The following is a 22,435-nucleotide window of genomic DNA, read 5'->3' as shown; positions in this document are numbered from 1 at the left end:
GTTCACGGCCCGGGCATGGTCCGGATCTTGGACCAGGGGCCTGCCTGCCGTGTGTGACGGTTCCCCGACCGGCAGGTGCGGCAGGTGCTCCGGCACCGGCGTGGTCGTCGCGGCATTCGACGGACGGCGTCGGTGGGTCGTCGGCCGTGCGCTTCAGACCGCGGCGAGTTCCGCCCAGCGGGTGACCCCGCCGGAATGGACCCGTGTGCCGTGGTGCGTCGCCAGGGCGTGGACGATCGCCTCGCCCCGGCCGTGCTCGTCCGGGTCGATCCCGGCGAGCGGCTGACCCGCCGGACGCGCGGGTCCCGCGTCGGTGACCTCGATCCTCAGGACCCCGTCCCCGGCGCCCCGCGCCCACGACAGCCGCAGCTCGGCCGGGGGCCGGGCGTGAATGATCGAGTTGGTGACCAGCTCCGACACCACGAGCAGCGAGTCCTCGACGATCCCCGGACACACCCTCCACTCCGCGAGGAGCGCTGCCACGCGCCGGCGTATGGCCGAGGCCGCGCCGGCGACGGGCGGCACCGGGCACACGTGTTCGCATGCCGCCCGTAGCAGCGTATTGAGCTGTGCCGCCATGTTCTCTCCCGATGGTCCGTACTGCCGGCCGGGCGCTCTCGGCGCCCCCCGGGCTCCAAAGCACGTTATGGAGACAAATCGGGCTGGTCAATGAACAGCGGTCGGCATTACCGAACGCCCCCGCCCGGGAAGGTGATCCGCCCGGGCCGCGAAGATCATCCGCCCGCGCGGCGAAGGGTCCGCGGCGGTAATAGGCTCGCCTCATGGCCGGCCCAGTCCAGTCGATCGAACGGGCGGCGGCGATACTGCGTCTGCTCGCCGGTGGGCCCCGCCGACTCGGCCTCGGCGAGGTGGCGGCGTCGCTCGGCCTGGCCAAGGGCACCGCCCACGGCATTCTGCGCACACTCCAGCACGTGGACTTCGTGGAACAGGACGCGGAGACCGGAAAGTACCAGCTCGGAGCCGCCCTGCTGCACCTGGGCACCAGCTACCTGGACGTCAACGAGCTGCGCTCGCGCTCCCTGAACTGGGCCGACGCACTGGCCGCGCGCAGCGGCGAGGCGGTGCGCCTGGGGACTCCGCTGGAGGGCCAGGTGCTCATCGTCCACCACGTGTTCCGGCCGGACGACACCTTCCAGACGCTGGACGTGGGCTCGCTGCTGCCGCTGCACGCCTCCTCGCTCGGCAAGGTGCTGCTGGCCTTCGGGACCGCGACCGTGGAACCGGACCGGGCCCCGGGGCTGGAGGCGTACACCCGGCACACCCTGACCGATCCCGAGCGGCTCGCCCGGGCGCTGGCCGAGGTCAGGGAAGCCGGCTGGGCCGCCGAGATCCAGGAGATGAGCATGGGCGAGGCCGGGCTCGCCGCGCCGATCCGCGGGCACGGCGGCCTCGTCGTCGGCGCCATCGGGCTGTCCGGGCCGGTCGAGCGGATCTGCGACAGCCAGGGCAAGCCCCGCCCGCAGCAGATCGGTCTGATCAGGGAAGCCGCCCGGGCGATCTCCAGAGACCTGGGAGCCGCCCGCTGGTAGGCCAGGACAGCCGCCCCTCGACCCGTCGGAAGGCAGAGCCGATCATGGCTGAACGGTATGTGATGTCCATCGATCAGGGCACCAACTCGACCCGCTGCATCCTGTTCGACCACCGCGGGCGGCTGGTCTCGGTCGCGCAGAGGGAGCACCAGCAGCACTTCCCCCGGCCGGGGTGGGTCGAGCACGACGCCATGGAGATCTGGCACAACCTGCGGCGCGTCGTGCCCGAGGCCCTGTCCGACGCCGGTGTGGACCGGGGGCAGGTCGCCGCCATCGGCCTCGCCAACCAGCGCGAGACGACGGTGCTGTGGGACCGGCGGACCGGCGCCCCGCTGGGCCGGGCGATCGTCTGGCAGGACACCCGCACGGCACCCCTCGTCGAGGAGCTGCGAGAGCGCCCCGGAGACGACTTCTTCCTGGACCGGTGCGCCCTGCCACCGTCGACCTACTTCTCGGCGCTGCGGATCCGGTGGCTGTTCGACCACGTCAAGGGCATCGAGCAGCGCGCCAGGGACGGCGAGGTGCTGTTCGGGACGATGGAGAGCTGGCTGATCTGGAACCTCACCGGGGGCGCCGACGGCGGCCTGCACTTGACCGACGCCACCAACGCCAGCCGCACGATGCTGATGAACATCCGCACCCTCACCTGGGACGAAGAGCTGCTGGCCTTCTTCGGGGTGCCCCGCTCGATGCTGCCCGGGATCAGATCGTCCGCAGAGCCGTACGGCGAGGCCCGCGCGCTGCTGCCGGGCGTGGACATCACGGCCGCCCTCGGCGACCAGCAGGCCGCCCTCTTCGGCCAGACCTGCTTCTCCCCGGGCGAGGCCAAGTGCACCTACGGAACGGGCAGCTTCCTGCTGCTCAACACCGGCCGCGACCTCGTACGGTCCCGGCACGGACTCCTGACGACCGTCGCGTACCGGATCGGGGACCAGCCGCCGGAGTACGCGCTGGAGGGCTCGATCGCCGTCACCGGAGCCCTCGTCCAGTGGTTCCGCGACCGCCTGGGCCTGATCAGCAGCGCCCCGGAGATCGAGACCCTCGCGCGGACGGTCGAGGACAACGGCGGCTGCTACATCGTGCCCGCCTTCTCGGGCCTGTTCGCGCCCCGCTGGCGCAGCGACGCGCGCGGGGTGATCGTCGGCCTCACCTCCTACATCACCAAGGGGCACCTGGCGCGTGCCGTCCTGGAGGCCACCGGATGGCAGACCCGCGAGGTGGTCGACGCCATGAACGCCGACTCCTCCGTCCCCCTCCGGCAGCTCAAGGTGGACGGGGGCATGACCGCGGACAACCTGCTCATGCAGTTCGTGGCCGACGTGCTCGACGTGCCCGTGGTGCGGCCCATGGTCGCCGAGACGGTCTCCCTCGGGGCCGCCTACGCGGCCGGGCTCGCCGCCGGCTACTGGCCCGGCCTGGAAGTGCTGCGCCGCAACTGGCACCGGGCCGCCCAGTGGATGCCCGCGATGGATCCCGGGCGGCGGGAGGCGGAGTACGAGGACTGGCAGCGGGCCGTCGAACGGTCCCTGGGCTGGGTCAGACCACCATGAGCCCCCGCGTCACGCTGCGTGCGGCCCGCCCAGGATCCCGGTCATCACCGACTGGACCGGGTCGCCGTCCAGCAGTTTCCCGAGCTCCTCGACGCCGATTCGTCGCTGCGGCGGGGTGAGCGAGAGGTACTGCTCGATGCGTTCGTTGAACGTCCGCCGGTACGTCGCGTAGAGCTCGCCGTCCTCCCGGACCCGGCCGGCCAGCTCGACCAGGGCGGCGGTCCCGGCGAAGTCGTCCTCCGGCAGGGGGTGAGACGGAACCACGTCGGTGAACCTGCCCGCACCGCGGCCGAACAGCGTGCCGTCCAGCGCGCGCAGGGTGAAGACATGGGCGTAGTGCTGCTCGTGGATCGCCAGGGGCAGCCGCCCCAGGGCGATCGATTCGTGGAGGGCCGTGAGCCCCGGAGCCAGCAGGTAGTCCGCGGTGCTCGCCACCACCTGGAGCAGTTCACGCTGGGGCAGCAGACGGCAGTCGGCCCGGCCGCCCGCGGCCCGGACGGTCCGCTCCCGGCCCTCGCCGAACGGGCCGCCGCAGACCAGGACGCGACGGAACCGGGGCCAGTCCCGCAGCAGATCCGGAATCCACCGGTGCAGCAGGCGCACGTAGTCGTCGTGGACGTCGAAGTCCAGGAGGAAGTTCTTGAACCCGCCGATGTTGATCAGCAGGTCGTGTTCCGGCTCGGCGGTGCGCGTGACGTTCCGCAGGCCCTCGACGTCGACGATCGAGCCGGTCAGGTGTATCTCCGGCCCCTCGCCCAGGGCGGCGAGGCCGGCTGCGCGCTCGGTGACGCCGGGGAAGTTCTGAACGACGCTGTGCGTGGCCAGCAGATGGGCGGCGACGACCCGATCGTGCGGCGAAAGACCCGACAGGTGCTGGTCGGCCGCCGCGAAGCAGGAACGCGGCATGGTCGCGCACAGGTCCCTGATCCTGGCCGGCGGCTGCGTGAGCTGCCAGAAGCTGAACAGGCTGTCCACCATGGTCACGGGCCGCCGCGCCACGACGGACCGGAACACCAGCTCGGCGTCCATGACCGAGATCACGTGATCACTGCCCCGCAGCAGGTCGTCGATCACCGCCGACCTGGCGCTCTCGGACAGCCCGCTGGTGTCGTACAAGGTGTCGAAGGCGTCGGGGTTGCGCCGGGCGAAGACAGCGGCGACGCCGTCCCCGACGAACACCCGCTCGTGCTCGTGGAGCGGCCGGGAAACCGCGACGAGTTCGGAGACCGGACCGAAGCCGCAGTTCTGCGCCCCCATCACGATCCGCACGTCACAGCCCTCCGCCGGTGGCTGCCCGCACGGCGTCCGCCGCACCGGCCGCGGGGGCGAGCACCTCGACGAGCCGCTCGGCGAAGTCGGCGGGATACCTCGCGTAGCCGACGTGCCCGCCCGGGAACAGTTCCACGTCGCGGCCGAGCCGGTCGGCGAGGACGAGCGTCGGCCGGTGCACGAGGTCCCCGCGGGAGGCATGGCCACCGGCCCACACCACCTTGTCCGCCACCTCCTCCAGCGCGGCGAGGTCGGGTACGAAGCGTGTGAACGGCCGGACGAAGTGGGTCAGGAAGAAGTCGGTGTTGTCGTGCACTTCGGGCAGGGCCGGCGCGGGCCGGCCACCGTGGAGGGCCTGCAGCTTGACGAGGGCCGGCGCCATGCCCTCACGGAGGTACGTCGCGCGGATGTCGTCGAGGAGTGCCAGATGCTGCTCGGCGTCCGGAAGGAGACTCAGTGCAGGAGGCTCGTGGGCGACGACCCGCCGGATCCTGTCCGGGTGGCGGATGGTGAGTTCCAGCGCGATGAGCCCGCCCGAACAGCTGCCGAAGACGTCCACGGGCTCGTCCGGGCCGGCGAGATGCCCGATCAGGCGGTACGCGTCGTCGGCGTGTTCCTCGACCCTCTGGTCCACCGGGGGGCCGTCGAGCACGCTGCGTGAGTTCCCGCGCGGGTCGTAGGTGACGACGCGGCGGTTCTGGGCCAGGACGGCAGCCAAGCGCTTGTACACCGCCGCATCGGAGTTTCCTCCCCCGATGAGCAGCAGGAAGGGCCCTTCACCCCGTACTTCGAAATAGATCTTCGCGCCCGGTACCGCGAGCGTCCCGCTGTCCAATGGGTTCATCACACTCCAGGGGCGAAACCGGTGTGATGTCACAGAGTCGCACGCGGGACACGGGCAGTGCAGGGCGCGCGGGAGTGCGACTGCCGGCTTCGCGGGCCCCTGTGGCCGCACGTGCTTCCCGCTGCTCCCGTGCGCCGGTCTCATGACGAGACGCACTGGGCATACCGGTCACGTCGGTCCCAGTTCTCGCCACCTGTCCTCAGGCAAGGAGGCCCGGTTGACGGGCATCGAAGTAGTGCGAAAGATCCTCCGTGACTTGGGAATCGAGGAAGAGCTGCTGCGCGAGGACGCACAGTTGCGTGCGCATCTCGAACTCGATTCCGTCGACCTCACACAGATTCAGGTGGACCTGGCCGAGCGCTTCGCCACCCGCGTCGATCTCTGGACGGAGCACGACTTCACCGTGCGGCAACTCGCCGACGCCGTCGGCGAGTTGCGACCGGACGCGGGGGCCTGCCGGGAGTACCGGGACCGCGGCTGGTGGCGCCCGGAGTTCCTGGACGACACCGTACTGAGCACCCGCGTGCACGCGGGGCACCGCGTGGCGGTGGTCGGTGCCGACGGCACCTGCACCCGATCCGAGCTCGACGCGGTGGTGTCCGGCTGCGCCGCCCGGCTGGCGCACACCGGTATCCGGCCCGGCGACACCGTACTCGTGCAACTGCCGAACCAGGCCCGGTTCGTCGTCCTCGTGCTCGCGCTGATCAGGCTCGGTGCGCGCCCGGCTCTCGCCCTTCCCGCCCTGCGCGAGCACGAACTCGACCAGGTGATCGCCGCGTTGGCGCCTACCGCTCTGGCCGTACCGGCCCGCTACCAGCGCTTCGACCACCTGCGGCTCGCCGAGAAGCTCCGCCGACGGCATCCTTCCGTACGCACCCTGCTCGTCTCGGGCGCCGCCGGCCGATCCGCCGGCCACGTGGACCTCGACGGTCTCATCGAGGCCGGTGACCCGGCGCCCGTGCATCCGGACCGGCACCCCTCGGACACCGCCCTCTTCCTGCTGTCGAGCGGAACCACGGGCGCCCCCAAACCCATCGCCCGCACCCATGAGGCACTGGGGCACGTGATCCGCAGCGCGGCGGCGGTATCGGGGCTGACACCGCAATCCGTGTTCCTCGCCGTCCTGCCGGTGACACACGCCTTCGCCTTCTCCGCCCCGGGGATCCTCGGCACGCTCAGCCGCGGCGGAAAGGTCGTACTCGCCGCACCGGACGACGCGGCCGCGGCCCTGGCGCTGATCGAGCGCGAACGCGTCACCCACTGCGCGCTCACCCCCGCGCTCGCCCGGCAGTGGCTCATCGCCCGTGCCGCCGCCGGCGATCGTGACCTGTCGAGCCTGCGGGTCCTGCAGGTCGGCGGGGCCCGCCTGGACGCATCCACGGCCGCTCAACTGGCCGACGCCTTCGACTGCCGGATCCAGCAGGTGTACGGCATGAGCGAGGGGCAGCTGAACTTCACCCGGCTCGACGACCCGCCCGAGGTGGCGTTCACCACGCAGGGGCGCCCCTCCTCGCCCGGTGACGAGATCCTCGTGGTGGACGACCGGGGCCGGCGTGTCGCCGACGGTGAGACCGGCGAGCTCCTGGTCAGGGGGCCGGGAGTCATCACGGAGTACCACGGCGGCGCGGCCGCCGCGTCGTTCACCCCCGACGGCTTCTACCGCACCGGCGACCTCGTCCGCCGCCACGAGTCCGGGAACCTCGTGGTCGCCGGGCGCGTCAAGGACGTGATCAACCGCGGGGGAGAGAAGATCCCGGCGGACGAACTGGAGGCGTTGGTCCTGGCGCACCCCGGTGTGCGGGCTGCCGCGGCCGTCGCGATGCCGCATCGTGTCCTGGGAGAGGCAGTCTGCCTGTACGTCGTGGGCGGTGACGGGGGAGCACCGTCCCTCCGGGAGATCCGCGGGCACTTGGAGGCCGGCGGCCTGGCGCGGTTCAAGCTGCCCGAACGGCTCGTCGAGGTTTCGGCGCTCCCCTTGACCGCGGTCGGCAAGACGGACAAGGCACGCCTGCGCCAGGACATCGTCGCTCGGCTGGAGACCGAGGGCTGACGGCCGCCGGTGGACTTCCGGACGGCGGTGTGCCGCGCCACGTTGTTGGTTAGGGTGGCCGGCAGAGGGAGGTGCTTCGCATCAGCCGGATGGTCAGCGACGGTGGGCGGGTGACCGGCCGGCCGGCGCGCGCGGTCTTGCCCCCACCGGTGCGCGCGGGGCTCGGGGTGATCGCGGCCCTCGCCGCGTTGGTGGTCGTCGTGCTCGGTGTCCTGTACGCAGGCCACGGCGAGCCCGGCAGAGCGGACGGGTGGGCCCAGTCGGCCGTGGACGGTGCGGGGCCGTCGTGGCGGGACGTCGCTCTGGCCACGGACTTCCTGGGGGAGCCCATCGGAGCGGCGACGCTGGTCGGGGGCGCCGTGACGGGCTGTCTGCTGCTGCGGCGTCTTCGCGCGGCGGTGCTGGTCGTCGCGGGCACCGGCCTGACCGTGGGGACGACGAAGATCCTCAAGCCCCTGGTGGGACGCACCATCCACGGCGAAGGCAACCTGTCCTACCCGAGCGGGCACACCGCCTTCCTCACCGCGTTCGCCCTCGTGGTGGCGCTGCTCGCGATCGGCCGGCTCGGCCTCGGCAGGACGGCCGGCACGGTGCTCGTGTTCGCCCCGGCGCTGGTGGCCGGGGCCGCCATGGGCTGGGCCCAGGTCGCCCTGGGCGCGCACTACCCGACCGACGCCCTCGGCGGCTGGTGCACCGCGCTGGTGGTGACACCGGCGACCGCGTGGCTGGTCGACCGGACGGCTGAACGGACGGCCGGCCGGAAGGGCGCCGACCCGATGGCCGACGCCGGTCGGAGGGAGCGGCCCTGACGCTCGTCAGGCCAAGCGGCGGAACACGGGCTTCACCGGTCGTCCCGCCATCCAGGGCGTGGGGTCACCGGCGTCCAGCGCCTTCCGGTACACCGCACATGCCTGGGCCACCACGTCGACGGTGTGATCGACGTCGGCGTCGCTGAGCGCGCTGCTCACCACGAACGACGGGGCCAGCACCCCGCCCGCGAGGAGCCGGCGCAGGAACAGGGTGCGGTACCGCTGCGACGGCTGCCGGTTCTCGTCGAGGGTGGCGAAGACCAGGTTGCTGGCCCGGCCCCGGACGACGACGTGGTCGCCGACGCCCATGCTCGCCGCGGCGTCGCGGACACCGGCGGCCAACCGCTCGCCGAGGGCGTGCAGCCGCGCGGTGACGCCCTCCTCGACGTAGGTGGTCTGCACGGCCATCGCGGCCGCCAGGGAGTGCGTTTCCGCACCGTGGGTCGTGGACAGCAGGAACACCCGGTCACCGGAGTGACGCAGGCCGCCCCGCTCCATCAGCTCGCGGCGCCCGGCCAGCGCGGAGACGGCGAATCCGTTGCCCAGCGCCTTGCCGAACGTGGACAGGTCGGGGACGACGCCGTACAGGCCCTGGGCGCCCGCCTCGGACCAGCGGAAGCCGGTGATCATCTCGTCGAAGACCAGTACGCAGCCGTGCCGGTCGGCCAGCTCGCGCAGGCCGGCGAGGTACCCGGGCGGCGGCTCGGTGTGGGTGGCGGGTTCGAGGATCAGGCAGGCGACCTCGCCCTGGTACCGGGTGAGCAGCTCCTGCGTGGCGGCCAGGTCCCCGTAGGGGAAGGACACGGTGAGGTCGGTCGTCGCCGCCGGAATGCCGGCGGACATCGGCGTGGTGCCGATGAACCAGTCGTCGACGGAGAAGAACGGGTGGTCGGCGCAGATGGCCACCCGCGGGCGCCCGGTGGCGGCGCGGGCGAGGCGCACCGCGGCGGTCGTGGCGTCGGAGCCGTTCTTCGCGAACTTCACCATCTCCGCGGTCGGTACCGTGGCCAGGAAGCGTTCCGCGGCCTCGGCCTCCACGATGGACGGCCGGACGAAGTTGCTGCCGCGGTCGAGTTCCCGCCGCACCGCCTCGATGACGTGTGGGTGGGCGTGGCCGAGGCTGACCGACCGCAGGCCGGAGCCGTACTCGACGTAGCGGTTGCCGTCGACGTCCCACACGTGGGCACCCCGGCCGTGGCTGATGACCGGGGCCAGGTTCTCGGGGTACTGGTCGTCGCCCTTGGCGTAGGTGTGCGCGCCTCCGGGGACCAGGGCGTGCAGTCGCTCGTTCGCCTGCCGCGACCTGGGCAGCCGGAACTCTTCGGTGTCTTCGGTGGCCACGCGGACCTCATCTCTCCATGTGCTTCAGGACCTCGGCGAGGCTCGGCGCCTCCCGGTCCCGCTGGGACATCGATGTGACCGGCAGCGGCCAGGGAATGGCGAGCTCCGGGTCGTCGAAGGCGATCGTCACGTCCTCGGCCGGATCGTGCGGGCGGTCGATCCGGTACGAGGTGTCGGCGGTCCCGGTCAGTGCCTGGAAGCCGTGCGCGCACCCCGCCGGGATGTACACGGTCACCTGCGTCTCGCCGGACAGCTCGAAGAAGGCCCGGTTGCGGTAGGTCGGCGAGTCCGGGCGCAGGTCCACGACGACGTCGAAGATCCTCCCGTACGAGCACCGCACCAGCTTGGCCTCGCCGGCGCCGGAGCGCAGGTGCAGGCCGCGCAGCACGCCCCGGACCGAGCGGGACACACTGTCCTGGACGAAGGCGTCCGGGTCGAGGCCCACCGCGCGGACCACGTCGGCGTCGAAGGTGCGGCAGAAGAAGCCGCGCTCGTCGGCGTACGGCGTCGGCGCGAAGAGGTACGCGCCCGCGATCTGTGGGACTTCGGTCGCTTTCACGGTGCCTCCCGCAGGGCGTGGGCGTGGGGGTGGTCGGCCGCCGGGAACAGGGCCGCGGTCAAGGCGGCGAACTGGTGCCGGAGCTGCCGGGTGACGGTCAGGTTCCGCTCGGCGAGGGTCCGCCGCAGCTCCGCCGAGCGCTTCTCCAGCGCCCGGAACTGTTCGAGCAGCCGGCCGGAGTCGACCTCGCGGGCCGGGTGGCAGTACGCGGCAAGGCCCATGCGGTCCATGAGCGCGTCGCTCTTCGCCGCGTAGCTGAGCGCGAGCGTCGGTGTGCCGGCCTTCAGCGCGCAGACGAGGTTGTGGTAGCGGGTCGCCACCACGGCGTCGGCGGCCGCCGTCTCCTTCATCAGGTCGGCCAGCGAGGTTGCTTCGGCGGCGGTGACCAGCGGCGAGTCCACCGCGTCGAGGATCGCGGCGACCACCGGCGCGTCGCACGCGTCGCCGGTGAGCAGCCGGACCGGCCTGCCCTCCTCGACGAGCGCGCGGACGAACCGGGTCGTCCCGTCGAGGTAGCGCCGGTGGATCTCCTCGGCCCGGGCGCGGTCGTCATTGCCGCCGTGGAAGTCCATGACGCCGACGCAGACCGGGCCCGGCGGACCCGCAGACGCGCTCACCCGCGGCGTCGGCAGGGCGAAGGCGAGGTCCGGGTAGACCTCGTCGCGGGCGGTGTCCACGCCCATCGCCCGCATCGCCTCACGGGACTGCTCGTCGCGGTAGGACCGGTACGCGGCCAGCCGCGCCGACCAGCGCACCAGGGCCCGGGTCGGCCGGTTGCCGATCGGGGCGGCGCCGACGCCGACCAGCGCGACCCGGGTGCCGACCAGCCGGCCGCTCGCGCACAGCAGGAACAGCGCGTACGGAAAGCCCCACGGCCGCAGCGGCAGCGTGGCCTCCAGGACGCCCATGCCGGGCACGATCACCACGTCGTGCCGGCGCACCCAGGCCGCGGTGCGGACGGCGTCGACGAACTTTCCCAGCCCTTTCGCCGCGATCGCGCCCACCCGCGACGCGGTCCGGTACTCCCCGCGGTACCAGTGCAGCCGCGTCGCCGGGATCCCGTACCTGGCGGCGACGACCTCGGGGCCGCCGCACAGCGCGTCCACGGCCGCCTCCGGGTGCTCGGCGCGGAGGTACCCGAGCACGGCTTCGAGCGACCCGTCGTTGCCGAGGTTGCCGGAGCCGAGCAGGCCGAACACCCCGACGCGCACCGGGGTTCCGTCCGCGGACGTCACGCCTGCCCCCCTGCGAGACCGTCACGGCCTTCACGGCCGGCGACGAGGGCGTCGACGGAGACGGTGAGCCTGGCCGGGTCGACCGGGGTGCGGTCCTCGACCCGCTCGCCGGCGCCCGGCCGGGCCCGGCTGGCCATCCACGCGGCCAGGTGGCGGTAGCACGCGCGCCGGTCGGCCGAGGACAACGGCGCCCGCCGGATCGCCGAGACGAAGCCCCCGACGTACTCGGCGAGCAGCCGGGGAGTCGGGTGCAGCAGCCCGGCCCGGCGCGGGTCGAGATTGACGCACCGGGAGCGCTTGGACGGGTTGGCCCGCTCGGCGCGGGTGGGGTGGTCGCGGCGGAAGTACAGCAGCTCGGGCACCTGGTGGAAGGGCCCGTGCAGGCCGATCTCGGCGACGAACGTGCGGTCCGCGTGGTGGTAGCTGTCGTGCGGCTTCACCCGGCGCAGCACGTCGGCCCGCATCACCCCGTAGAAGTCGTCGCCGCCCGGCTCGAACAGCATGCTGCGGAAACGCTCCGGCGCGCTCGGCGAGGCGGTGGCGAGGGTGTATTCGTACGGCACCTTCACCCTGCCGTCGCCGTCGATGACCGCCTGGTCGGCGTGCGCGAGGATCACGTCGGGCCGCTCGTCCAGCGCCTCCACGCAACGCCGCAGCAGGTCCCGGGCGTACAGGTCGTCGTGCGAGGCCCACTTGAACAGCTCGCCGCGGCACTCGGTGAACACGTAGTTGTGGTTCGGCGCGGCGCCGATGTTCCGGGGCAGGCGGATGTACCGGATGCGGGAGTCCTGCGCGGCGTACTTCCGGCAGATCTCCTGGGTCCCGTCCGTCGAGGCGTTGTCGGAGACGACCAGTTCGAAGTCCTCGTAGGTCTGACCGAGCAGGGCGTCGAGGGCCTCGGCGAGGTATTCCTCGCCGTTGTACACGGGCAGGCCGATGCTCAGCCGGGGATGGGCGGTCATGACGTCCTCACTTCGCGGATGGTGTTCTGGTTGTGCTCGCGCAGGGCGGAACGCAGCTGCAGCCACCACACGGCCGAGCTGCAGACGGTCGCGGCGGCGACGCCCCACGCCGAGCCGGCCGTGCCGGCCACGGCCGCCCCGCCGAGCCCGCCGACGAGGTAACAGGCGGAGGCGATCAGCTGGCTGCGCAGGCTGAGCCGGGCCGCGCCGAGCGCGCGCAGCCCGGCCGCCGCGCCGGTGCCGAGTCCCGCGCCCGCGACGCCGAGCGTCACCGGGACGATGAGCTCCGAGGCGGAGCTCCACACGCCGCCGAGCACGAGTTCGCCGAGCCGGCCGGGCACCAGCAGCAGGGCCCCGCCCCAGAGCAGCGCGGCGACGGCCTGCCCGCCGCCCAGCAGGAGGCAGAACGTGCCGAGGCGGTGCGGGGCCCGCCGCAGCACCCGCGCCGCCTCCGCGACGGTGACCAGCGACAGGCCCATCAGCAGAGCGAGGAACGGGCCGAGCAGCAGCTCGGCACCCCGGATCACGCCCACCGCGCCGACCCCGACGATCGCGCCGAGGCCGTACGCCCGCAGCTGGCCCGCGCCGCTGTTGCTGACGTTCTCGACCAGGTACCGGTAGCCGAGGTCGCGGTGCGCGCGAAGCCACTCGCGCGCACCGGTCGACCGGGGCCGGATCCCGGACTGGAGGCAGCCGTACACGGCGGCCACCGCGGCGGACCCGCCCCAGGCGAGCACGAAGGCGGACACGCTGCCCACGCGGGCCGCCACCACCATGGCCGGGACGAGCGCGATGCCCCACACGAGGTCGTTGACGAACGCCTTCCGCCCGGCGCCGGCGGCGAAGAACGCGAACCGCCACGCGTCCTGCAGCAGCAGCCCGGGCAGGACGACGCCGAGGCAGGCGAAGGCGGGCCCCACACGGCCGCCGACGCCGAGGCCGACCACCAGACACGCCGCGCCGAGGGCGGCGCCGACGCCGAGCGCGGTACCCGACGACCGGGCCACCGCCCCGCGCCAGGACGCGTCCGGCACTCCGCTGAAGCGCACCACCAGCGGGTCGGTGGCAAGGCCCCGGGAGACGTTGAGCACCACACCGTAGGTCACCCAGGCGAGGCTGAACACGCCGAAGGCGGTCACCCCCAGCGAGCGGGCCACGTAGATGCCCACCGCGAAGTTGGACATGCTGGAGGCCGCCTGGTCGGCCAGCCCCCAGGACAGCCGCCCGACGAGGGCCCGCCTGGCGGTCGCCGCCCTCGGCTTCGTCGTCTCCCCCTCGGTGGTCACGGGTGTCATGCCTTGATCAGTCCGGCGTCGTGCAGGGCGTCGGCCGCGGCGGCGACGGTGTCGAACGACAGCCCGGACCGCTCGGCGACGTCCAGCAGACTGTGCTCGCCGTCGGAGAGGCTGAGCACCCAGAGCATGGCCATCTGGGCCTGCTTGGTGTCGCTGCGCCCGCCGAGCGCGTCGTACAACCCGCGCCGGCCCAACTGCGGTTCGCCGTAAGGGCTGAGGTTGACGTACTGCCGGTTGCGGTCGAGGACGGAGAACGCCTCGCGGCAGACGGCGAGCGTGTCGGCCATCGCCTCCGGGGAAACGAAGTCCAGGTCGTCCGCCGAGGTGTGGTACTCGGGATAGCCCGCGTACGGGGTCCGGGTGAGCGAGCCCACGCCGAGGTCGAACCCGGGCGAGCAGTACTGCCGCTCGTCGTAGCCGTACGGCGTGAACTCGGCGATGCGGTGCGGGCGTTCGGAGGCGGTCAGCACGTGCCGCATCACGCGGTCGATCCCGGCGTCGCCGCGCCTGCTCTGCTTGTACGTCAGGCTGCCCGGGTCGCCGGCGCAGGCCAGCACGAGGCCGTGCTTGACCCGGTCCACCCGCTCCGCGTTACGGGCGAGCCACGTGATCGCCCCGATGGTGCCGGGCGCGAAGACGAACCGGTAGGTGTGGTACGGCGTCCGCTCCGCCAGCGCCCGGGCCAGGAACGTCGCCACCGCGATGCCGGCCAGGTTGTCGTTGGCCAGCGACGGGTGGCAGACGTGGCAGGAGACGATCACCTCGTCGGGCACCTGCCCGGGGACCACGTGCTCGGCGTAGGTGAGGTGGCCGTCGGCGAGGGTGGAGTCGATGCGCACCTCGTAGTCGCCGTCGGGCATCGCGTCCAGGGTCTCCTGGGCCAGGCAGAACCCCCAGTCCGGCTTGTAGTAACTGGTGCGGTACGGCACCCAGCTCGGGTGCTCCGGCAGGGTGTGCAGATGTTCCCGCAGCTCGGCCAGCGGCATGGTCGCGGCCACCGGCACGCTGTAGCCGAGCACGTGCAGGCTGGACGCGGCGAAGTCGACGACCCGGTTCCCGGCGGTGTCGGCGATGTACGCGTCGCGGATGTTCCACTCCTGCGGCACGGTCCAGTCGAGCACCTGCGTGCCGGTCGGCACCTCGTGCCTGAGGAGCGGGATGTACTCCCCGACGATGTCCAAGGTGGCGCGCACACCGTCGCCGGTGATGCTCCGGCACAGCGGGTACATCCGCTCCACCAGCGCGTACATCTCCTCGCCGGACTCGGTCACGGGCGCCACCGCAGGGTGTCGTCGACGGCGCCGGACTCGGACGCCGTGCGCAGCACGGCGAGCCGGGTGAAGCGCTGTTCGAAGTCCTCCCGGGTCAGCCCGTGTTCCCGGTAGGCGTCGGCGAGTTCGAGCGCGCCCCGCTTCACCGTCCACTCGCAGTCGAAGCCGGGTACGGCGGCGCGGAACCGGGAGAAGTCCACCCGGTACGACCGCGGATCGGCACCGGTCTCCCCGGTGATCACCACCTTCGAACCGGACACCGCCTCGGCGACCTGCCCGGCGATCTCGGCGACGGTGACGTTGTTGATCTCGCTGCCGATGTTGAAGGCCCGGTCGTGCACCGCTTCGCGCGGCGCGGTCAGCGCGGCCGTGAAGGCCCGGGCGATGTCGGCGGCGTGCACCAGCGGGCGCCAGGGCGTGCCGTCGGAGAGCACGAGGACCTCGCCGGACAGCAGCGCGTGACCCACCAGGTTGTTCAGCACGATGTCGGCGCGCAGCCGGGGCGAGTAGCCGAAGGCGGTGGCGTTGCGCATGTACACCGGGCTGAAGTCGCCGTCGGCCAGGGCGTGCAGGTCGTCCTCCACCCGCACCTTGGACTCCGCGTACGGCGTCACCGGGCGCAGCGGGGCGTCCTCGGCGACCAGGTCGTCGCCGCCCGCGGCGCCGTACACCGAGCAGGTCGACGCGTACAGGAAGCGCCGCACTCCGGCGTCGCGAGCCAGCCGGGCAAGCCGTACGGACGCGTGGTGGTTGATGTCGTAGGTGAGCTCCGGCGCCAGCGATCCCAGGGGGTCGTTGGACAGGGCGGCCAGGTGGATCACGGCGTCCACCCCGGCCACGTGGTCGGCCGTGACGTCGCGCAGGTCCACCCGGTGCCCCTGCGGGTCGGCGGGCGCCGGACCCAGCACGCAGTCGGCGAACAGGCCGGCGTCGAGGCCGACGACCTCGTGCCCGGCGGCGGCGAGGACCGGGGCCATGACGGTGCCCAGGTAGCCCTGGTGTCCGGTGAGCAGTACGCGCAAGGTTCAATCCCCCAGACTGAGAGTGAGTTTGGTGACGGCGAACGCCTCTGCGTAGCGCTCGTGGCATTCGATGCCGCGGATCCGGGCCAGGCCGAGGAAGGCCTCCCGGTCGTACCAGGGCCGGTGCCGCTGCGAGGGGTAGTGCTCCTGCAGCAGCCGCACCTTCTGCTCGGCGGTCTCCGGCGACAGCGGCTGGTAGGCGGCCGGCCGGCCGAGATCGCCGTCCCACTTGACGATCTCGTAGCCGAGTACCAGGTGGTCGCGGAACGCGGTCGGTATCAGCTGCGCCAGGCCGCGGTGGTCCTGGTGCGCGTCGTCGGTACGCGGGGCGAGGACCAGGTCCGGGTCGGTCCGCTCACGCAGCTCCTCGACGGCGGACTTGGCCTCCTCCCAGTGCGCGGGAAGCCGGCCGTCCGGCAGCTTGTGCACGGTCAGCCGCAGGTCGGCGCCCGGGCAGAAGGCGGCGAGCGCGGCCTGCTCCTCCTGCTCCCGCTCGCTGCCCCCGCCGGAGAGCACCAGCGCGTCGACACGGATACCCGGCCGCGCCCGGCACAGCGTCAGCAGCGTGCCGCCGGCGCCGATGGCGATGTCGTCGCAGTGCGCGCCCACCGCGGCGATCCTCTCCGGGCGCCCCGCCCCGAGCCGGATCACGCGCTCACCTCCGCGCCGTCCCGCTCCCACACGGCCCACGGGCGGTCGCCGCGGGCGTAGGCGGTGTCGAGCGCGGCCCGCTCCTTCACGGTGTCGGTCGGCTTCCAGAAGCCGCGGTGCTGGTGCGCCACGAGACGCCCCCGCTTGGCCAGCTGGGCGCATCCGTCGGCGACGAGGTCCCCGTTCTCCGGTATGTGGTCGAAGACCTCCTGACGGAGCACGAAGTAGCCGCCGTTCTCCCACAGCGGCAGTTCGCTCACCGGGGTGATGCCGCCCACCAGGCCGTCCTCGCCCAGCTCCACACAGTGGAACGACGACTGCGGCGGCACCACCATCATCGACGCCCCGGCGTCGCGCCGGGCGAACCGGTCGATCATCTCCGGCAGCGGGGCGTCGGTGAGCACGTCGGCGTAGTTGGCGAGGAACATCTCGTCCCCCTCCAGGTGGTGCCGCACCCGGCGCAGCCGCTCACCGATCGGCGAGTCGATGCCGGTCTGCGCGAACGTGATCGTCCAGTCGGCGATGTCGGTGGACAGCAGCTCGGTCCGCCCCCTGCGCAGCACGAAGTCGTTGGACGTCGTCTCCTCGTAGTTGAGGAAGAAGTCCTTGATGTGGTGAGCCCCGTAGCCGAGACAGAGGATGAACTCCGTGTGCCCGAAGTGCGCGTAGTAGCGCATGACGTGCCAGATCAGCGGCCGGGGCCCGACCATCGCCATCGGTTTGGGCACGTCGTCGGCGGCTCCGTTGCGCATCCGCATCCCGTAACCGCCGCAGAACAGAACGACCTTCATGCTGTGCCCTTTCGAGACGCGACCTCGACGATGCTCAGTTCCGGGATGGGAAAGACCAGCCGACCGCCCCAGTCGTGCACGAAGGACAGCTGCTCGACCAGCTCGGCCCGCAGGTTCCACGGGAGGACGAGGACGTAGTCCGGCTTGTCGGCGGCTATCCGTTCGGGCGGCAGGATCGGTATGCGGGTGCCCGGGGTGAACCTGCCGTGCTTGTAGGGGTTGCGGTCGACCGTGTACGGGAGCAGGTCGGGCCGGATGCCGCAGTGGTTGAGCAGGGTGTTGCCCTTGCCCGGGGCGCCGTAGCCGACGACCGTCTCGCCGCGCTCGGCCGCATCGATGAGGAACCGCAGCAGGTCCCGGCGCACCTTGGCCACCCGGGCGGAGAACTCGGTGTACCCGGCCGGCTCCTGCAGCCCGGCGGCCTTCTCCCGGGCCAGTACGTCGGTCACCCGCGGGCTCGGCTCGCCGGCCGCCTCGGCCGGCCGGGCCCACAGCCGGATGGAGCCGCCGTGCGTGGGCAGCAGCTCGACGTCCACGAGCGCGAGTCCGCCGCTCGCGAGCGCCCGGGTCGCGGACGCGACCGTGTAGTACTGGAAGTGCTCGTGGTAGATCGTGTCGTACTGGTTCTCCTCGATCAGGGTCAGCAGGTGCTGCACCTCGATGGAGACCCAGCCGTCGTCGGCGACCAGGGCGCGCAGCCCCCGTGTGAACCCGACCACGTCGGGGATGTGCGCGTACACGTTGTTGGCCACGACCAGGTCCGCCGGGCCGTGCTCTTCGCGGACGGCGGCGCCGGTGTCCGGGTCCAGGAACTCCGTGAGCGTCGGCACGCCCGCATCCCGCGCCGCCGCGCCCACGTTCACCGACGGCTCGATGCCGAGGCAGCGGATCCCCCGGTCCACCACGTGCTTCAGCAGGTACCCGTCGTTGCTCGCGACCTCCACCACGAAGGAATCGGGGCCGAGACCCATCCGCTGTACGGCGTCGTCGACGAAGGTGCGCGCGTGCTCCACCCACGAGGCCGAGTACGAGGAGAAGTACGCGTACTCCTTGAACGTCTCCTCCGGCGTGATCAGCGGCGGGATCTGCGCCAGCCAGCAGTCGGTGCAGACCCGCAGGTGCAGCGGGTACGCCGGCTCCGGCAGATCCAGTTGGTCCGCGGCGAGAAAGCTCTCACACGGCGGGGTCGCCCCCAGATCGACGACGCTCGCCAGCGCCGCCGAGCCGCAGAGTCGGCATCGTGTCATCTCCTGCCCCCCATTCGTTCCGTCCGACCCGCGATCGCGGTGCGGTACTCCTCCAGCAGGCGCTCCAGCCCGACGGCCGGGCTGAAGGCCTGTTCGTAACGGCGCCGGGCCGCCAGCCCCATCCGCAGGTTGAGGGCCGGCTCGGTCGCGATCCGGCGCATGCAGGACGCGAGCGAGGCGGTCTCGCCCGGCCGGTGCAGCAGCCCGGTCACTCGGTCCTCGACGAGTTCGACGAAGGCGCCGTGACCGGCGGCGACGGCCGGGACCCCCGCCGCCATCGCCTCCGCGACCACCAGGCCGAAGGTCTCCAGGGCCATCGAGGGAGCCACCACGGCGACCGACCGCGCGACGGCCTCCCGGCACTGAGCGGGATCGAGCAGGCCGACGTACCGCACGTCGTCCCGGCCCGCCGCCCAGGCGGTCACCTCCCGCTCCAGCGGCCCCGCGCCGGCGAGCACGAGCGGCACGCCCACACCGCCGGCCGCGGTGATCTCGTCCCATGCGGCCATCAGCAACCGCACACCCTTGGCCTCCGCGAGCCGGCCGAGAAAGAGCAGCTGCTCGCCGGCGCCCGCGCGGCGGGCGCCCGGGTCGGGCACGAAGTTGTGCTTGACCGTCAGCCGCTCGGGCGGCATGCCCGACCGCACCAGGACATCGCGCTGCGCCGCGGAGATGCAGAAGAACCGCTCCACGCCGGACCACCAGCGCCGCCGGTTGACCGACAGGCTGACCGCGAGCGGCACCGTCGCGAGGCGGGAGCCGCGGTAGCAGCCGTGCCGGACGGCGGGCAGCGGTGCCGCCGACCCGACGCAGTCGGTGCACAGCCGGCCGTCCCGTTGCAGCGTGCCGGGCGGGCAGATCTGGGCGTAGTTGTGCAGTGTGGCGACGGCGGGCACGCCGGCGTCGGCGCAGGCGGCGAGGACCGCGGGCGACAGGAGCGGGAAGACGTTGTGGACGTGGACCACGTCCGGCCGCTCGGCGCGGAGCCGGGCGGCCAGTTCCGCGCGGACCGCCGGGTTCCACGGCACCAGCAGCGGCACCGCGGCCTTGGCCACGAGGGACCGCCCGGCGATGTCGTCGCTGCGCCGCTCGAACACGTCGACCCGGTGGCCGGCCGCGCGCAGCAGCCCCACCTCCTCATCGACGACCCTGTTCTCCCCGCTCGGCTGCGCCGAGGAGTAGCGGTTGTGCACCACGAGGACGTGCATGGTCAGCTCACCTCTCGTTCCGGGCCCAGCGCGGGACACGCCGTCGGGGGACCGCGGGCGCCGGGAGGGGTGTGTCCGCGGCCGGTGCCGCAAGCAGCGAGGCGGCCAGGGCCAGGTGCAGCAGATACGGCGAGGCGTCGCCGAGGCCGGCCTCGGTGTAGGAGGAGATCGCGACGTAGCTGATCAAGAAGATCGCGCAGGCCCTCGGCAGCGACGGCGGCCGCAGCAGCGCGACGCCGCCCAGCACGAGGATGACCGCCGCCACGACGGCGGCGCCGGTCAGACCCTGCTCGTTGTAGACGGCCAGCCAGCTGTTGTCGATCGGCAGCCCCCCGAACGACTTGTCGCCCAGGCCCGTGCCGAACAGTTGCTCCGCAGTGGTCCGGGGGGCCGCCAGCAGGGCGTCCCAGACCTTGGCCCGTCCGGTGAGGCTGGTGAAGTTCTCCTGGCTCTGTCCGCGCAGGAACCACGTCCGCAGCGCGGAGGCGAACCCCACGGCGGCCACCGTGGCGACCAGCACCGCCCACGCGAAGAGCCGGCGGGCGGCGGCGCTGGTCAGGACGAGCGAGCCGATCGCGAGCGCCAGCCCGACGAGCAGGCCCACCGTGGCCGTCCGGGTATGGGTGAGGGCGAGCAGGACGAGTGACGGCACGACGACCACCGCCGCACTGACCCCGTCGGTCCGGCGGCCGAGGAGGAGCAGGACGGTGAGCCCGATGATCACCGCGGTGTACTGTCCGATCTGCGGCGGGGTGAGCGGCCACAACGCGCCGACGAGGCGTCCGCCGTAGAGCTCGGGCATGGCCGCGCCCGGTGAGATGGCCAGGCCGGCGGCCACCGACACGAGAACCGCGAAGTACATCCGGATGTGGTACCGGACGAACGTCACACTGCCGTCCCACCAGCGGGTGAGCAGCCACAGCGTGCCGACGAAGAGGGCGAACCGTGCGCAGCGGAACAGCGCGCCGAACCCGGACTCCAGGTCCGCGCTGGAGATCACGCTCGGCACCAGCAGCAGGGTGAGCAGGAACACGAACGCGCTGGCCCGGATGCGCAGCCGGGGATTGAGCGCGAGCGCCAGGGCGAACGCGGCGGCCAGCGCTCCCATGGTGACCATCTGGATGAGGGAGCGGGGCAGCGCGACGATGGTCTTCGCCCCGGTGGAGCCGAGCGTGTTGAGGCCCAGCAGTCCCCAGACGATCCCGACGGCCTTCGGTGTGTGCTCGCCGCCCACCTCAACCACCGTCCCGTGCCTGGAAGGTGCTGCCCGCGTCCTGCCGGTACGGCGTGCCCTGCCACTGCCCGGGTTCGAGCACCCGGCTCGGGTCCCGGACGACGAACTTCCACGGCCCGCGGTAGACGTTGTCGTGCCAGCGGTTGTGCTGCTCCAGCGTGATCGCCTCGGCCACCCGCCCGCCCTTGTACGGCGACCAGTGCGGGTAGGTGCCGTAGTTGGCGAGCACCGCCATGCGGTCGCACTTGACCGTGCACGTGACGACGGACTTGTCCAGCACGAAGCGGTTGTCGTGGATGTCCACCCGCTGGGTCTTCCACCGGCAGTCGGCGTAGAGCGGTGCGGTGGCGATCCCCGGCCTCGCGCAGCGGTCCTTGTCCTTCACCAGCAACGTGCAGTCACCGGACGAGGTGTTGGCCGGGCTGTTGCAGAACCGGTCGGCGTTCTCCCACAGGGTGATCCCGTTCCAGTTGTTCTCCAGCACGTTCCGGTAGACCTCGATCCTGTCCGTGCGGGCGCGGACCCGTGGTTCGCCGCCGGCCTCGGACAGATAGACGGTCGCGAACGGGAAGTCGTCGCCGCGTTCGGCGGACCTGCGGCCCTCGACCCAGTTGTTCCGCCGGATCGTGTTGTTCCGGATGACCGCGTTGTAGCTGATCTCGTAGATCAGCGCGGCACCGTCATTGGCCTCGATCAGGTTGTCCTCGATGCGGAAGTCGTTGTTGTTGGTGTCCGCCCACAACCCGGTACCGCGGTTGTCGTGCACCCAGTTGCCGCGTATGTCGGCGCCGTCGACGGCCCAGAACTTGATGCCCCCGGTGCAGCCGCAGCCCGGCCTGCGCCGCTCCCAGTCGCCGGTGTTGTTGCCCACGATCTCGTTGCCCTCGACCACCAGGTCACGGATGGAGTTGCCGGTCTTGTACGCGTTCATCCCGTACTGTCCGTTGCCGCGCAGGCAGCTGGCGCGGACCTGCTGGCGGGCGCCTGCCATCAGCCCGGCGCCGGAGTTGTACTGGATCTTCGTGTGCTCGATCACCCACCCGTCGGCCATGTCATGGTTGACCACGCCCTCGTCGTGCGGTGCGACGAAACGCTGCACGGTCAGGTGGCGGATGGTGACGTTGCGGGCAGTGCCGCTGAACGCGTACTGGTTGGTCTCGCGTCCGTCGAGCACCGCGCCCGGCGCGCCGAGGTAGCGGTTCCCCTCCTTGGGCATCACCTGGGCGTAGCGGTCCGGCTCCAGCCGGTGCTTGCCCGGCCGGAGCCAGAACGTGGTGTTCGGCGGGTTGCTCCTGGTCTTCGCGGCCAGGTCACCGACCACCCCGGGGTCGACCGGCACCGCGCCCGCCGGCGCCTTCGCGGGCCCGGCCGTGGGCTTGGCGCACACCTGGGCCACGGACCGGGCCCCGGACGCGGACGGCGAAGCGGTCGGCCCCGGCTTGGCGTCCGGCGTGCCCGTACAGCCGGCCGCCGCCAGCAGCGCCAGCACCAGCGGTGCCGCCGGCAACGCCCGGTGCCGCCACTTCGTCCCCACGCTTCCCCTCCCC

At 72.4% G+C, this 22,435-nt stretch carries 20 protein-coding genes; 4 read left to right on the top strand and 16 right to left on the bottom strand.

All coding sequences use genetic code 11. The features are described from left to right. Positions 1 to 153: 153 nt before the first annotated feature. On the bottom strand, positions 154 to 579 hold the full coding sequence (locus tag H0H10_RS26490; protein WP_188183634.1) for an ATP-binding protein: 426 nt from the start codon (positions 577 to 579) through the stop codon (positions 154 to 156). A 203-nt stretch (positions 580 to 782) separates the two neighbouring features. Between H0H10_RS26490 and H0H10_RS26485 the strand changes: the two genes are divergently transcribed. Together H0H10_RS26485 and glpK are read left to right on the top strand one after the other, a co-directional pair. After that, complete coding sequence (locus H0H10_RS26485; protein ID WP_188183633.1) at positions 783 to 1,550, top strand: IclR family transcriptional regulator; 768 nt, start codon at positions 783 to 785, stop codon at positions 1,548 to 1,550. A 44-nt stretch (positions 1,551 to 1,594) separates the two neighbouring features. Further along, complete coding sequence (gene glpK, locus H0H10_RS26480; RefSeq protein ID WP_188183632.1) at positions 1,595 to 3,100, top strand: glycerol kinase GlpK; 1,506 nt, start codon at positions 1,595 to 1,597, stop codon at positions 3,098 to 3,100. 9 nt (positions 3,101 to 3,109) lie between these two features. Here the strand turns inward: glpK and H0H10_RS26475 are convergent, their stop codons facing one another. Next, on the bottom strand, positions 3,110 to 4,369 hold the full coding sequence (locus H0H10_RS26475) for a hypothetical protein (RefSeq protein ID WP_188183631.1): 1,260 nt from the start codon (positions 4,367 to 4,369) through the stop codon (positions 3,110 to 3,112). 1 nt (position 4,370) lies between these two features. Further along, positions 4,371 to 5,213 carry an alpha/beta fold hydrolase gene (locus H0H10_RS26470; protein WP_188183630.1) on the bottom strand — a complete coding sequence of 281 codons (843 nt, stop codon included), beginning with the start codon at positions 5,211 to 5,213 and terminating at the stop codon, positions 4,371 to 4,373. A 256-nt stretch (positions 5,214 to 5,469) separates the two neighbouring features. Here H0H10_RS26470 and H0H10_RS26465 point away from each other — a divergent pair, with 256 nt between their 5' ends. Together H0H10_RS26465 and H0H10_RS26460 are read left to right on the top strand one after the other, a co-directional pair. Continuing rightward, entirely contained in the window at positions 5,470 to 7,263 is a 1,794-nt protein-coding gene (locus tag H0H10_RS26465) for an AMP-binding protein (protein WP_188183629.1), read from the top strand. Between the two features lie 110 nt (positions 7,264 to 7,373). Next, positions 7,374 to 8,072 (top strand): phosphatase PAP2 family protein, encoded by a 699-nt coding sequence (locus tag H0H10_RS26460; RefSeq protein WP_188183646.1) that lies wholly within the window; start codon positions 7,374 to 7,376, stop codon positions 8,070 to 8,072. 6 nt (positions 8,073 to 8,078) lie between these two features. Here H0H10_RS26460 and H0H10_RS26455 read toward each other — a convergent pair whose 3' ends face one another. From H0H10_RS26455 to H0H10_RS26395, 13 genes are read right to left on the bottom strand one after another with little or no spacing between them, the layout of a single operon-like run. After that, positions 8,079 to 9,413, bottom strand: coding sequence for a glutamate-1-semialdehyde 2,1-aminomutase (locus H0H10_RS26455; protein WP_188183628.1), 1,335 nt, complete (start codon positions 9,411 to 9,413; stop codon positions 8,079 to 8,081). 7 nt (positions 9,414 to 9,420) lie between these two features. Beyond that, positions 9,421 to 9,972 (bottom strand): dTDP-4-dehydrorhamnose 3,5-epimerase family protein, encoded by a 552-nt coding sequence (locus tag H0H10_RS26450; RefSeq protein WP_188183627.1) that lies wholly within the window; start codon positions 9,970 to 9,972, stop codon positions 9,421 to 9,423. Next, the gene (locus H0H10_RS26445; protein ID WP_188183626.1) at positions 9,969 to 11,207 is read right to left on the bottom strand and encodes a polysaccharide pyruvyl transferase family protein; all 1,239 of its coding nucleotides are present in this window, start codon (positions 11,205 to 11,207) and stop codon (positions 9,969 to 9,971) included. The genes H0H10_RS26450 and H0H10_RS26445 overlap by 4 nt, the downstream gene beginning before the upstream one ends. Continuing rightward, on the bottom strand, positions 11,204 to 12,169 hold the full coding sequence (locus tag H0H10_RS26440; protein ID WP_188183625.1) for a glycosyltransferase family 2 protein: 966 nt from the start codon (positions 12,167 to 12,169) through the stop codon (positions 11,204 to 11,206). The genes H0H10_RS26445 and H0H10_RS26440 overlap by 4 nt, the downstream gene beginning before the upstream one ends. After that, the gene (locus tag H0H10_RS26435) at positions 12,166 to 13,464 is read right to left on the bottom strand and encodes an MATE family efflux transporter (protein WP_188183624.1); all 1,299 of its coding nucleotides are present in this window, start codon (positions 13,462 to 13,464) and stop codon (positions 12,166 to 12,168) included. Before H0H10_RS26435 ends, H0H10_RS26440 begins: the two co-directional genes overlap by 4 nt. Then, positions 13,461 to 14,744, bottom strand: coding sequence for a DUF4910 domain-containing protein (locus H0H10_RS26430; RefSeq protein WP_188183623.1), 1,284 nt, complete (start codon positions 14,742 to 14,744; stop codon positions 13,461 to 13,463). Before H0H10_RS26430 ends, H0H10_RS26435 begins: the two co-directional genes overlap by 4 nt. Next, positions 14,732 to 15,757: an NAD-dependent epimerase/dehydratase family protein gene (locus H0H10_RS26425; protein ID WP_188183622.1), complete on the bottom strand. Its 1,026-nt coding sequence runs from the start codon at positions 15,755 to 15,757 to the stop codon at positions 14,732 to 14,734. The genes H0H10_RS26430 and H0H10_RS26425 overlap by 13 nt, the downstream gene beginning before the upstream one ends. Positions 15,758 to 15,760: 3 nt before the next feature. Then, on the bottom strand, positions 15,761 to 16,408 hold the full coding sequence (locus tag H0H10_RS26420; RefSeq protein WP_188183621.1) for a PIG-L deacetylase family protein: 648 nt from the start codon (positions 16,406 to 16,408) through the stop codon (positions 15,761 to 15,763). Further along, the gene (locus H0H10_RS26415; protein WP_188183620.1) at positions 16,405 to 17,199 is read right to left on the bottom strand and encodes a glycosyltransferase family protein; all 795 of its coding nucleotides are present in this window, start codon (positions 17,197 to 17,199) and stop codon (positions 16,405 to 16,407) included. The genes H0H10_RS26420 and H0H10_RS26415 overlap by 4 nt, the downstream gene beginning before the upstream one ends. Continuing rightward, entirely contained in the window at positions 17,196 to 18,446 is a 1,251-nt protein-coding gene (locus H0H10_RS26410; RefSeq protein WP_188183619.1) for a class I SAM-dependent methyltransferase, read from the bottom strand. The genes H0H10_RS26415 and H0H10_RS26410 overlap by 4 nt, the downstream gene beginning before the upstream one ends. After that, positions 18,443 to 19,654 carry a glycosyltransferase gene (locus tag H0H10_RS26405; protein WP_188183618.1) on the bottom strand — a complete coding sequence of 404 codons (1,212 nt, stop codon included), beginning with the start codon at positions 19,652 to 19,654 and terminating at the stop codon, positions 18,443 to 18,445. Before H0H10_RS26405 ends, H0H10_RS26410 begins: the two co-directional genes overlap by 4 nt. 7 nt (positions 19,655 to 19,661) lie before the next feature. Continuing rightward, positions 19,662 to 20,888 (bottom strand): O-antigen ligase domain-containing protein, encoded by a 1,227-nt coding sequence (locus H0H10_RS26400; protein WP_188183617.1) that lies wholly within the window; start codon positions 20,886 to 20,888, stop codon positions 19,662 to 19,664. 1 nt (position 20,889) lies between these two features. Beyond that, a complete protein-coding gene (locus tag H0H10_RS26395; protein ID WP_188183616.1) occupies positions 20,890 to 22,422 on the bottom strand; it encodes a right-handed parallel beta-helix repeat-containing protein in 1,533 nt (510 codons plus the stop codon). Positions 22,423 to 22,435: the final 13 nt, after the last annotated feature.

The sequence above is a fragment of the Streptomyces griseicoloratus genome, assembly GCF_014534645.1.
GTDB lineage: Bacteria > Actinomycetota > Actinomycetes > Streptomycetales > Streptomycetaceae > Streptomyces > Streptomyces griseicoloratus.
Note: the sequence above shows the minus strand (reverse complement) of the source record. Positions and strands in the feature narration are given on the sequence as shown.

Bases quoted from the DNA above. Each gene is read 5' to 3' on its own strand.
- H0H10_RS26490 (WP_188183634.1), bottom strand. From the start codon at position 579: ATGGCGGCACAGCTCAATACGCTGCTACGGGCGGCATGCGAACACGTG.
- H0H10_RS26485 (WP_188183633.1), top strand. From the start codon at position 783: ATGGCCGGCCCAGTCCAGTCGATCGAACGGGCGGCGGCGATACTGCGT.
- glpK (WP_188183632.1), top strand. From the start codon at position 1,595: ATGGCTGAACGGTATGTGATGTCCATCGATCAGGGCACCAACTCGACC.
- H0H10_RS26470 (WP_188183630.1), bottom strand. From the start codon at position 5,213: ATGAACCCATTGGACAGCGGGACGCTCGCGGTACCGGGCGCGAAGATC.
- H0H10_RS26440 (WP_188183625.1), bottom strand. From the start codon at position 12,169: ATGACCGCCCATCCCCGGCTGAGCATCGGCCTGCCCGTGTACAACGGC.
- H0H10_RS26435 (WP_188183624.1), bottom strand. From the start codon at position 13,464: ATGACACCCGTGACCACCGAGGGGGAGACGACGAAGCCGAGGGCGGCG.
- H0H10_RS26415 (WP_188183620.1), bottom strand. From the start codon at position 17,199: ATGAAGGTCGTTCTGTTCTGCGGCGGTTACGGGATGCGGATGCGCAAC.
- H0H10_RS26410 (WP_188183619.1), bottom strand. From the start codon at position 18,446: ATGACACGATGCCGACTCTGCGGCTCGGCGGCGCTGGCGAGCGTCGTC.
- H0H10_RS26405 (WP_188183618.1), bottom strand. From the start codon at position 19,654: ATGCACGTCCTCGTGGTGCACAACCGCTACTCCTCGGCGCAGCCGAGC.